6 protein-coding genes are annotated in these 12731 nt (G+C 31.9%); 3 read left to right on the top strand and 3 right to left on the bottom strand.

Annotated features, from left to right (window positions below; genetic code table 11):
* The first annotated feature begins 11 nt into the window (after positions 1-11).
* Both BM319_RS12320 and BM319_RS12325 read left to right on the top strand, forming a co-directional pair.
* The gene (locus BM319_RS12320; protein ID WP_091022894.1) at positions 12-1586 is read left to right on the top strand and encodes a SagB family peptide dehydrogenase; all 1575 of its coding nucleotides are present in this window, start codon (positions 12-14) and stop codon (positions 1584-1586) included.
* A 659-nt stretch (positions 1587-2245) separates the two neighbouring features.
* Positions 2246-3037 (top strand): M15 family metallopeptidase, encoded by a 792-nt coding sequence (locus tag BM319_RS12325; protein WP_286143744.1) that lies wholly within the window; start codon positions 2246-2248, stop codon positions 3035-3037.
* A gap of 52 nt (positions 3038-3089) precedes the next feature.
* Here the strand turns inward: BM319_RS12325 and BM319_RS12330 are convergent, their stop codons facing one another.
* Positions 3090-4310, bottom strand: coding sequence for a helix-turn-helix domain-containing protein (locus tag BM319_RS12330; protein ID WP_091022896.1), 1221 nt, complete (start codon positions 4308-4310; stop codon positions 3090-3092).
* Positions 4311-4684: 374 nt separating this feature from the next.
* Between BM319_RS12330 and BM319_RS12335 the strand changes: the two genes are divergently transcribed.
* Positions 4685-8839, top strand: coding sequence for a S8 family serine peptidase (locus BM319_RS12335; RefSeq protein WP_091022898.1), 4155 nt, complete (start codon positions 4685-4687; stop codon positions 8837-8839).
* 715 nt (positions 8840-9554) lie between these two features.
* Here BM319_RS12335 and BM319_RS12340 read toward each other — a convergent pair.
* Together BM319_RS12340 and rsiV are read right to left on the bottom strand one after the other, a co-directional pair.
* A complete protein-coding gene (locus tag BM319_RS12340) occupies positions 9555-11600 on the bottom strand; it encodes an acyltransferase family protein (RefSeq protein ID WP_091022900.1) in 2046 nt (681 codons plus the stop codon).
* 241 nt (positions 11601-11841) lie between these two features.
* Entirely contained in the window at positions 11842-12714 is an 873-nt protein-coding gene (rsiV, locus tag BM319_RS12345) for an anti-sigma-V factor RsiV (RefSeq protein ID WP_025569242.1), read from the bottom strand.
* Positions 12715-12731: the final 17 nt, after the last annotated feature.

A 12731-nucleotide genomic window follows, 5' to 3' on the forward strand; every position in this document is an offset into this window, starting at 1 on the left:
GAGGTTTTTGGATGAGTTTACAAACATTTCTACACAATCTTCATTTTGATATTGAAAAGACAAATCAATCGGATTGGGAAGTAGATTGGGAGGATGCCCCACTAACTTATAAGCTTTATAAAGATTTACCTACTATTCCACTTTCTCTTAACGTTCCATTATCATTAAAAGAAAAAAGGGACTTAATTGAGCCGAATTTAGACGAAATAGGCTACTTTCTATGGTATGTATATGGAGTAGCACAGGTTGCTCAAACAGCAATTACTTCCGGCTCCAACGAAATGGTTAATATGATGACTTCAAACCGAAGATTCATCCCTTCTGGTGGAGGATTGTATCCGAATGAATTGTATTTATATCTTAAGTCTGACCAAATCTCTTCAGGGATTTATCATTATGATGTTGCAAGACATTGCTTAGTTTTATTAAGAGAAGGAAATTTTGATTCTTATGTATCAAGAGCTTTAGGAAATAGATGTGATCTTCCAAAGTGTTTTGGTACTATTTTTATTTCAACAATGTTTTGGAAAAATTTCTTTAAATACAATAATTTTTCATATCGCCTTCAAGGGTTAGATTGCGGTGTGCTAATTGGTCAGATTATAGAGATGGCAAAACGATTTGGGTTTAAAGCGGGAGTATATTACCAGTTTCTAGATCAAGCGATCAACCATTTAATCGGCATAAACGAACGTGAGGAAAGTGTATATGGAGTCATTCCACTTTCTATTGAAGAATCTACCTTAATTTCAAAAGGTAATGTAAAAAGTAAAAATTACAATTCTATCGATTTAAGTAAAGAGCTAGAAACAGTTTCTCATAAATATTTAGTAAAATCGAAAAAGATTAAAGAGTTCCCAATGCTAATTAAACTGAATAAAGTATCGATGATTGAATCGACTCAAACATTTAGAAATGTTGATGAAGCTGTTGATGGTTTAGATGAAAGGAATCGAATAATATTACCTAAAGTGGGTCGTCTATCTTATGATTTAGCTACTATATGTAAAGAACGGTTTTCACCTGAACTTGACTTTGTTTTTCGACCTATTAGTCAAATAAACCTAGCAACACTACTGAAAGAGGCAACAGCATCCTTCTCATATATAAATGATTTAGATGGATCCTTTAAAAATAATAATAACCGTCCAAAATTATATTTATGTTTGTATAACGTTGAAGGCATTAACAATGGTGCTTATTATTATGATGATCATACCCATACGCTAGTACAAACTAAATTAGGCGATCATCGTATGCAACTCCAATATGGAATGAATGCCCATACCGTTAATTTATTCCAAGTACCAATTTGTATACATGTAGTGGGAAATATGGAGCATATAAAATCGACTCATAGTTATAGAGGCTATCGAATCCAACAGATGGAAGCTGGCATAATGGTTCAACGTTTAATAATAGCTGCATCAGCATTAGGATTAGGGGGGCATCCACTACTTGGATATAATGTGAAATTATGCGATGAGCTATATCAATTAGACGAAATAGGAAAAACAAGTTTAATTCAAATTCCAATAGGTCATTATCGGAATCGGCCTTGGTTAAAAGGAAATTTGCATAGTTAATAAAACTTAAAAAGTTTAAATTAAAAACAAGAATACTTTCTGGGTATTCTTGTTTTTTTTGTTCCAGTTTATAACATATTTATTTGACGGTGTAATTAAGCAAATTGAATCCACAAAACCCAATAGTGGCATGGGTTAAATACTCAATCGACATTTATTCGACATACAAAAGTCTCGGAAATTAGAATGAATAGTACTTTTGACTTAAATTTATATAGTATAATTAATTTTGTTGTTATTTAAATATAAAAAAACCTTCCGAAAAGAAGGTTTATTATTTTATTCTTCAGTGTGTAAATTCTTAGATGAATCAGTCTTTTTAGTGAATATTCTTCCTAAAGATTATACTTTATTAAATTATATTAAAAAAACTTTAAAATTGTTTTAAATACTATTTATTAACATAACATATAATTAAAAAAAATGTCAGATTATAAAACTTTTTGTATAATTAAATCGTCTATTTTTAGTAAAACAAATTTAACTATTTTTCTCGTTAGCTTTTGTTTAATCTTAAACGTTGATTATTAGTAGTTTGATTAAAAGAATTCGTGACGATACTAGAATAAAAAATAACTTTATTAATCATCTATCAAATACTTACGACAAACAATTAAAAAAACGATAAAAGGTATAGAAATTATAGGAGGAGAAAACCATTGTCCAGAGCTATAAAAAATCGTAGAAAAAAACCAATTATAGGAATCGCAATTTCCTTAGTTTTAGTAGCTGGAGTTGCAGGTACTCTTTATGAACAAAACAAAGAACCTAAAACGATTGTGATTAAAAAGGATGCTAAGGTTAAAAATGACATTGTACTAAATTTTCCAGATTATTATAAAACTACAAAAGAAGACGAATCTGGATTATTAGAAGTGTTAAACGTTGATTCAAATTTAGTTTTAGTTAATAAAGATCGAAAGTTACCAGATGGTTATGAACCTAACGATCTTATCTATCCATCAATACCACTAAATGGGGCAGTAAAAGAAAAAACTAGAATGAGAAGTGAAGCTGGACATGCATTAGAGAAGTTATTTGCTGGTGCAGCTGCGGATGGCTATACATTAACAGCAATTTCTGGATACCGTTCGTATGATCGACAAGTTGCTTTATACAATAATTATATTTCTGTACACGGTGAGGCGTGGACTAAGGCATTCAGTGCATACCCAGGAACGAGTGAACATCAAACTGGACTAGCGATAGATGTTTCATCACCGGCATTTGGAAATGCTTTAGAAGTAGGTTTTGCCAAAACACCTGAAGGAACATGGCTAGCAGAGCATGCACATGAATACGGCTTTATTATTCGTTACCCAGAAGATAAAGTAGATATAACAAAATATCACTATGAACCATGGCATATTCGATATGTTGGTAAAGATTACGCTACTTATTTATATACGAATCATCTTGCACTTGAAGAAGCGATGCCAGCTAAAAAATGATAATAACAAAAAGGCATGTCCCATTAATATGAGACATGCCTTTTACTATCTATTACTGATTGATTAAAGTATTTGCCATACCTAGTGCTTTACGGGTTTGTTTGCGTTTAAAATAATAGTTAAACAATTCTTTTTCCGAATGATTGATTAGATAAGCGAATCCTAGTTTTTTAAAAAATGGTAATGAATGCTCCGCCAAAAATTGGTAGTATTCTTGTTCTTTTTCTAAGATTAAAAAGTCTAATAAGATGAATAAATTGATAAAAAGTTTGTCATTTTTTTTGGAAGCAATATCAAATCCTTTACCTACATACTGTAATAATTCGCCTTTAGGTAATAGTTCTCCATAATAGGAACTTCGTATATAGCCTTCTAGGGAAAGTAAATATGGTATAGAATTGGAATCCTTCAATTTCATAGACTCAAAATAGTATTTTTTTGCTAACTCATAATTTTTTCTTCGATAATATTCAAAGGCTAAATTATGATATACCCTTGCTTTTCGGTCTGATGATCTACAAATTTCGCAGCTTTGGATTAAGTTTTCAAATCTTTTAATCGTCTCTGAAAATTCTTCATTATCCTTAATTTGTATAAGCATAAGCATTTCGGAGTCGATAACCCGAAGATAAGAATTAATACTTTTGAAATACTGTCGGGCTTTATCAGCATAAAAGTAAGCCATAACAGGTAAATCGTTAGAATGGTAAGCAGAAGCTAAGTGATAATAATATTCCTCATTTGCATATTCTTCATTATTAATTTTCTTTAAAACTTGAATGGCAAGTAAAGGTTCATGATTCGTTAAGTGATAAATACCTTGAACATGTCTAAAAAGATTTACTTCATAAGGCGATAATTTGTGCTTTATTTTTTTTATTTCATTAATGAGTTCTTTTGCTTCATTCATTAAATTCTTCATTAATAAATATCTGATGCGAAGTAATTTATATTGATTAACATAATTTGAAATTTGAATTAACTCTTCTTGCTCAAGTTCTAAGTTGATTTCTTCTATTTCGTCAATTAGCTGCATTGCAATAGACTGCTGCCAACTATTTATACGCATCTTAATATTTTTTAATTTTAAAATCTCATTTTCGATTTTTATTCCAAGTCGAACCGATAGTAGGGCTATAATTTCATTTGCATATTCTGTTTGAGATCTTTCTATTTTACTAATATGCGTACTAGAACAAATTCCTTTCCCTAACTGTTCCTGTGTCATCTGAGATTTTTCTCGATAATATTTTATGATTTTCCCCTCATACATAACAAATTTCTCCCTTTTGTAAACCTTTTTATTAATAGTTTGAGCAGTAGAAAACCATCGATTCCCCCAAGTTTATAATAAAAATTTCTATTGAATTTTAATGGCATTCTATTCAAACACAATCAATAATTCAATAAATTTAGTAAAATATGTGACTTTAATTCTAAAAAGTTATAATGATTAATGTCGAAATAGGATTATAAATAAAAATTTGGACTGAAATAACCCCCATTTACCACGAAAAATTGCTAAATTACAATTAAATTATTAGATTTATCTAATTATTCTAACTCTAATTTTACATCATTTTTTTAATTGGAGGAATGAATTAGAGCTAGTTTTTTAACTTAATCTAGTAGAAGGAGCGCATCGAAATGAAGATTAGAAATAAGAAAATGCTAAATGTAATGGTAACAAGTGTATTAACTACAAGCTTTTTTACATCTTATTTAATGCCTCAAAAAAAATCTTATGCAACTTCGAACTCTGTTGAATCAATCTTAAAGGGACTGACAGATGAGCAAAGACAATCGATTAAACGTTTAACTCCTCAAGAAGGTTTTGTGATCGACCCTAGTTTATTATCTTTAAAAGATAAAACTGCAAATATAATTGTTGAACTAAAAACTTCACCAATTGAAAATGGTCAAAATGGGAAATTAAAAGAGTTATCTAAAAGTAAGAAAGAAAAAATTAAAGGTGAACAAGCATTCTTTATAAAGCGATTAACGGAATTATGGAATAAGAAAAACGAAAAAGTAGAAATAACTCAGCAAGCTAAGGAGAAAACAAATCAGTTTCATATTAAACAATCATTTGAAAATGTATTTAATGGAGTGGCAATGACTATTCCGACTGATCAAATAAATTTGCTTCTTCAAACAGGTGTTGTGAAACGAGTATGGAAGGATAACAAAGTTAGTGTACCAATCAATGAGCTTTCTGTTAATTCTTCTGCTAAAAATAAAAGCGTTCCACCAGCTTTACCACTTATGGGTGTGGATCGTTTACATAACGAGGATATAAATGGACAGGGGATTAAAGTAGGAGTTCTTGATACGGGTATTGATTACAATCATCCGGATTTAAAGGATGTTTATAAAGGTGGTTATGATTTTGTAGATAATGACTCGGATCCAATGGAGTCTACACCTGCAGATCTTGTTGCTTCTGGTGAGCCGGCAGAAATTGATGGTCGTCCATTTGTTACTGAGCATGGAACGCATGTTGCAGGTACGATTGCATCAAACCCACGAAATAATGTTGATTATGCGATGACTGGCGTTGCACCAAATGTTGATTTATATGCATATCGCGTTTTAGGGCATTATGGTTCAGGATATGATTCTTGGATTATTGCTGGTATAGAAAAGGCTGTAGAAGATGGCATGGATGTGATTAACCTTTCTTTAGGAAATAGTAATAATTATTCTTTAGATGCTACAGCAGTAGCGATTAATAATGCAGCTTTGCAAGGAGTAGTTCCCGTTGTAGCAGGAGGTAACGCAGGTCCTACGCCAGGTTCATTAGGTTCTCCTGGTTCATCACCGTTAGCTATTACTGTTGGAGCAAGCGATGTTCCTACAGATATACCAACTGTACAGACGAGTATAGGGGATGTTTCAGTTAAAAATGAGTTAATGGCTCACGGTTTAGGAAAAGATTATTTAAGTATTCTTGATAAAGAATTGAATGTAGTAGATGTAGGAATCGGTGCAAAAGAGGATTATGTAAATAAAGATGTAAGTGGTAAAGTGGCGTTAATATCACGTGGTACTTTATCTTTTGATGAAAAAATACGCCGTGCTCATGAAAAAGGGGCAGTAGCAGTGTTAATTTATAACAATATAGAAGAAGAGATTCCTTTCTTCTTAGGTGAAAACTTTGGATACGTACCGACCTTTAAAATGAGTCAAGAGGAAGGGAAAAGCATTGTTGATGAACTCAATAAAAATCCGGAAGTTAAATTAAAAATGACAGATTTACAGTCAAATATGACATCTGGTGACGTATTAGCAGATTTTAGTTCCAGAGGGCCTGTAAGTAATAATTTTGATATTAAACCAGATGTTGTGGCACCAGGAGTTTCTATTTTCTCAACGGTGCCAGAATATATTAATAATCCTGGGGAAGAAACGGATTACTCCACTAGTTACGCGAGTATGGATGGAACTTCAATGGCTACACCGCATGTTGCGGGTGTAGCTGCATTATTACTACAATCTCATCCAGAATATACTGTTGCCGACGTAAAAGCAGCACTTATGAATACAGCGGATCCATTAAAAGGAAGAACATATAATGTAAACGAAGTTGGAGCTGGACGAGTAGATGCTTATGAGGCAGTTCATAACACGACTTTAGTAGAAGTACAAAATAAAACGTACACATTAGATGAAAATGGGTTTAAAAAGCAAATTGATGATGTATCAGGTTCATTACCTTTCGGAAGTATTACACAAACAAGTGAGGAACAAAAACGAACAACATCAATTAGTATTAAAAATTTAAGTAATAATAATGAAACATATCATACAAGAGTAGAATTTTTAACGATCGATGACGTTTCAAAGGATGCTAGTAAAAATAGTGTAAAACTTGATTTACCTTCAAAAGTAACTGTTAATGGGAATGAGAGTGTCAATATAGATGCCAAAGTAACAATACCAAAATCTGCTGAGTTTGGCATATATGAAGGATATATTTATGTAGAAAATGAATCAAAAACACAAGAGTACCAAATACCATTCCACGTGAGATATACGACAAGTGGCTTTGCAAAAGTTGATTTCTTTAAAAATGCAATTACAAGTGACTTAAGTAACTTCCATCCTGATATTCTACCTTTTACACCAGTTACAATAAGATTAAACAGTGAAATGAAAAAAATCGATGTCGTTGTTAGCGATCTATCTGGCAAGCCAATTGGTCTGTATGGTACTTTCGATTTAGATGGTGCAAATGTTGATACAGACTACTTAATCATGTACGGCTTTTCAGGTGATGTAAAATTATTTACAGGTGACCCAAATAAGCCATTATCTTTAGAGTATGAATCATTGGATGAGGGCAAATATATTGTTTCTTATATTGGTACAGATGCAGATGGAAAAACCTATAAAGTAGACAATGATATGGTAATTGATAATACACCTCCAAAAGTAGTATTTGATAAAAAGACAGGCATTAATGAAATTTCCGATGCAGATTTGACAACCGAAACAAACCCAATGGATGGTAAAGACTACAAAGCTTACTGGGTCCACGGGAATGTATACGACGATACAATTGATTATCTAAAAAGTAGGGGACATGATTTAACTCAGGAAGCAAACTCAGTTTATGCTTATCAGGATTCTTCATGGCCGACAGCACAATTTTTCCCAACTAAAAATGGTGACTTTAAATTTGGTGTATTACCAGAAGAGTACGCAAATTATCCTACGAACGTAGCAATTTATACTTATGATTATGCATCAGCAGGAAATCCGGTTTTCCCAGATTTTACGATTATGAATAAAGGTGAGCGATATTCAACAATTAATACAGAGTCTAAGGAAGTTACTTTAGGTTCAGAGTTTACAAGTACATTTACGATTCACAATGCAAAGGACTTAACAAGTGCCAATGCGACAATAAATATACCAAACTATTACAAAGTTATGAGTGTAAAGCAATCGAAACAATTAGATGAGTTAATGAAGAAAAATAATTGGAGTATACGCATTGGAAAACCACAAATAACAGAGGATACTTGGTCAAGTATTACGACATTTTCAATTGATATTAAGGATAAAAAGACGAATTTACCAGTAAAAATTAATGGGAATATTGATTTATTAGATATTAATTTAAAGGTTGTGAGCGACCTTAACTATATGAGGGAAAGTGGCTTTTATTATCAAGAGTCAACATATCAAACAAATGAAGGTAATAAGGTTACGTTACCGACATATGCTAATCGCTTTAAATTCATCGCCCAACATTCAGTTTTAGAAGGGTATTTCCACGGTGAAGCAGTTAACTTTTATAACTACGATTTAGACTATTCGACGTTAGGTGTAAAAGCATATGTTGTAGATAAAAACGGTAAACAATATAAAGCGGATATTTCAGAAAATGGCTATATGACGATCTTTGATATTCCAGCAACTGAGGATGATTATACATTCGTAGTTAACATTCCAGGACACTATCAATATAGTAGAAAAATTAAATTAAGTAAAGTAATAGATGGAAAAGTTCAAGGTATAGACTATTTCGCTTATACTGATACTGCAGCAGCAGGAGATATTAATGGTGACAATGTAATCGACATTTATGATGCAAAGCTTATTGCAAATAAAGCTCAGGAAACTGGCGATAAATTGAAGGAAGATCTAAATAAAGATGGAGTAGTTGATATCCAGGACTTCAATTATGTTGAAAAGAACTTCATGACAACAAACCCATTTTTCCCAACATCTATTAAACCAGTTGAAAAAGCAGGTAAATTAACGTTAGAAGAATTAAAAAAGAAATTTAACTAGAGTGCAAGAACTTTTCCGATAAAAAGCCACAAGGAATTTACCTTGTGGCTTTTAGAATGTTGAAATATAAAATTGTCAATAGGGAAAACGGACATTAAATGAACATATATTAATGAAGAAGTTATCATTTTTTGGATGATCTTTTAATGTATTTAAATGTTAATATGTTTGATTAATTTTATGATTCCAATAACACTAAAAAAGATTTTTTCAGAAGTAAAAAATTAAGAGCTAATTTTTAGAAAAATAAGTTCAATTGATTTGTTTAGTTTAATTAATATTCGATATAAATCGACCTACAAACTGATTTATAAACAACTGTTAGATAACTCTAAGTAAAGGCTACTTGATTAGAATTTATTACAGACTTTTTTATGAATAAGTTGATTGGAACGGAGGGATGCTCGACTCCTATGGGATTAGCGGGAAGGCTGAGACCCCGCAGGCTTGCCGAGGAGGCTAAAGAATCTCGCCCCATGGAAAGCGAGCATCCTGTAGTGGAAATCAACATCACTCTACCCCTTTACGAAAATTTGGTAATTTAATTGAAGGTTGTTTTTCAACAGCGTGAAAGCCACAAGGAATTTACCTTGTGGCTTTTCTCTGTTTTAATTAGATTATTTAAATTTAGTCATAAAAAAATGCACCCCTAACATTCGGGGTGCACTTCAAGTTTGACCTGTGTTCTTTTACCATGTTTCTAATTCAACCGGCGTTACTTCCAAGATTCAATAGCATTTATTAGTAATGACGCAAATACTTTTGCACCATCTGGTTTTAAATGAACGCCATCCGGAGAAAAATATGAATTATGATTGGCGCTAGCACTATACCAGTCTACAACTCTAGTATTTGGGTATTTACTTGAACCTTCCCTTAAAGTTTTATTAACAAACGATTCCCAAGGTCTTGGTACTCGCGTGTTAACAAATAAAATTTTTCGATCTTTTCCAATTAACTCTATAAGAGAAGACATTTGTTTTACGGTAAACGGACCGTTTGTACCTAGCTCTATGACAACAGTACTCCCAAGCGAATTTGTGCTTTTTGCTTGTTGAATAATTGCAGATGCTTCAGTAAATTGTCTTCCAATTTTAGCATTAACCGAAAGAGATGGATATGTTTTTTTAAGTTCAGGAATTGAATTAATAACGATAGAATCTCCTATAATAAATACACTATTGTTTGAAACAACCGGCTTATTCGTTTCAGCAGGTTTATTATTATTAGTATTTGGAGTTTGATTGTTATTTACACCTGGTTTAGAATCTTCAGTTGTTTGACCATTATTATTTTGCTTATTTGTATTGTCAGTAACTGGCTTTTCATCTTTATTTTCTGTTTTTACATCTTTATTTTCTTCTGTTTTTACTTCATTATTTACTGTTTTTTCATCATCATTTTGCTGAATTGGCTTAGTTACCTGTTTATCGTGATCAACTATAGTTGTTGAAGGAGGTTTTTTAGTATCGTTTTTAACAGTTTCAGATGATTGCTTTGATACGGATTGAACTGATTCAATTTCTGAGCTTGCTTTTACATCTTTGGCATCAGGAAGAACAGATAGTCCAAAGCTTGCGATACCAGATAGTAAAATAAACGTGCTTATGATCACAATATGTTTATAAAAGAATTCTTTTAAATTAATATTTCCTGCTAGGAAGTTCTTCCAAAGTATACCTAGTTTACCTTTTCTAATTGGATCTTCAATATAGTGATAGGAAAGTGCTGCAAGAACAAATATTAATGTAATTTGACAAATTGCTCTAAAAAGTGAAATATCGCCAGTGTTAACCTTAGGAGATAATAATATAATTACAGGGTACTGCCATAAATAGATTCCATATGAACGTAATCCGATCCATTTTAACGGTCTCATTGCTAGAAATCTACCAATCTTACTTGTAGGGTGAGCGAGTGCTGCGATTAGCATTGCAGCAGAAATAGACAATAGGAACATTCCTCCGCGATAAAGGAAACTATCATATTGATTTGTTTTACCGACCATAAGTAGAAAAATAAGTAAACCCGTAATCCCAACTAGATCAATTAAAATCTTTCCAGAGGTTGTAACATTATTTGTAAGTTTTCGGCTAGGCCATACTAATGCTAATGATGCTCCTATTAATAAAGAAAAAGCTCTCGTATCAGTACCGTAATAGACCCTACTAGGATCACTACCCGGATGGAATAATATAGCCATCAGTAATGCAGAAATGATTGCACCAACTATTGTATATAAAAATAGGCGATCTTTATTTTTAATATATTTTAAGCCTAATAAAGTAAGAATTGGCCAAATAATATAAAATTGCTCTTCAACTGCTAACGACCAAAAATGATTTAATATTGATGGATTTGCATAAGACTCAAAGTACGAAAGATGATGGAAAATATACCACCAATTACTGTAATAAAATATTGCAGCTACAGAATCTTGTTTTAAATTTCCGATCATTGATGATTTGAATAATGAAACAAATGCAATGACGATTAGTAGTAAGGTGAACATTCCTGGTAAAAGCCTTTTTGCGCGGCGGTACCAAAAACTTTTTAAGTCGATCCTTTGATTTGTACTCCACTCGGCAATTAATAAATCAGTAATCAAATAACCTGAGAGTACAAAGAATACTGTTACACCTAGGAACCCACCAGAAGCCCAAGAAAAATTTAAGTGATATGCAATGACCGATAAAACTGCTAATGCTCTAAGCCCGTCTAATCCAGCCATATAACGAAACGGTTTATTAGTATTAGACATAAGCAGAACCTCTTCGTTTAAACACCTCATAAACGATTTCTTTTTCGAACAAATGTTGAGCTTTTATAAAATTTAATTTCTTAACCGTCTGAACCGCGAAGTTCATTACTAATTTCCCCTTCCCCTAATTTAACTATTTATGTCAGCCTTCTTTATATATTTGGCTTTTTGTTAAAGTATTTTTAAAAGAGAGCCAAATCTAATCAATTAAGAGTGGCTCTTTTATTCGTTTGTTTAAAAGTTATCTAATATAATGATGCCCAACTAAAACTTTTGAAAGAACGTCAGTTGGAATTGTAAATTCAACAACACCCATATAACCAGGGGCAACTTCATATTTATCAAATGAAATAACAAGCTTATGATCTTTATTTATATAAAAATTTTGATTGTCTTTAATGCTTACGAAAGGATCGATTGAATAGTCAAGATTTGCCTCCGGTATCCAGTATACCTTACTTCCATCTTTTTTCATCTGCTCTTTCATTTGTTCTTTAATGTTTTGACTAATTATTTTTACATATGATTTATCTTTAAAAAGAATAGGTAATGACAATAAAATTTCCTTTTTTTTGTCAATTGTGTCAAATTTCATAGTTGTTGAGGAAGAAGCAGCAGTATTAACAACATATCTTTCAATCGACAATATGTCCTCATTATCTGTTTTAACTTCATAACCACTATCAATTCCTAAGTGTGCACCAGAATCTTTTTTTACAGATTCTGTTTCTTTCATAAATTGATCATATAGCTTCTTATTTTCTTCTAAGTATTTTTTGTTTAAGCTTTGCTCTAAATCTTTATTTTTTAAATTTTTAACGGCTGGGACTTTTAAATCTGCCTTATAGGTTGGCTCATCTACAGTATATTCAGTAAAAGTTAGTACATTAACAACATTTCCAAGTATTGGAACATTCGATAATGTCTTTGCAAAAGTCGAACTAGTATTAATTGATAAAACAAATAGCGCAGCAGTAAAAAAACCTGTAATTGACTTTAGAGGGAATCTTTTTTGTATGGAACGTTTAATTGCTTTTTTAACAATAATGTCCAAATTATCAGGGATAGGGACATTTTTATAGTCCGATCTTAATTTTTCTAATTTTTTATCCAACTAATTGGCCTCCCAAA

It is taken from the genome of Bacillus sp. UNCCL81 (assembly GCF_900112535.1).
Lineage (GTDB): Bacteria > Bacillota > Bacilli > Bacillales > Bacillaceae_G > Gottfriedia > Gottfriedia luciferensis_B.

What these genes read in the sequence shown, in the direction of transcription:
- BM319_RS12320 (WP_091022894.1), top strand. Translation starts at nt 12, where the DNA reads ATGAGTTTACAAACATTTCTACACAATCTTCATTTTGATATTGAAAAG.
- BM319_RS12330 (WP_091022896.1), bottom strand. Translation starts at nt 4,310, where the DNA reads ATGTATGAGGGGAAAATCATAAAATATTATCGAGAAAAATCTCAGATG.
- BM319_RS12335 (WP_091022898.1), top strand. Translation starts at nt 4,685, where the DNA reads ATGAAGATTAGAAATAAGAAAATGCTAAATGTAATGGTAACAAGTGTA.
- BM319_RS12340 (WP_091022900.1), bottom strand. Translation starts at nt 11,600, where the DNA reads ATGTCTAATACTAATAAACCGTTTCGTTATATGGCTGGATTAGACGGG.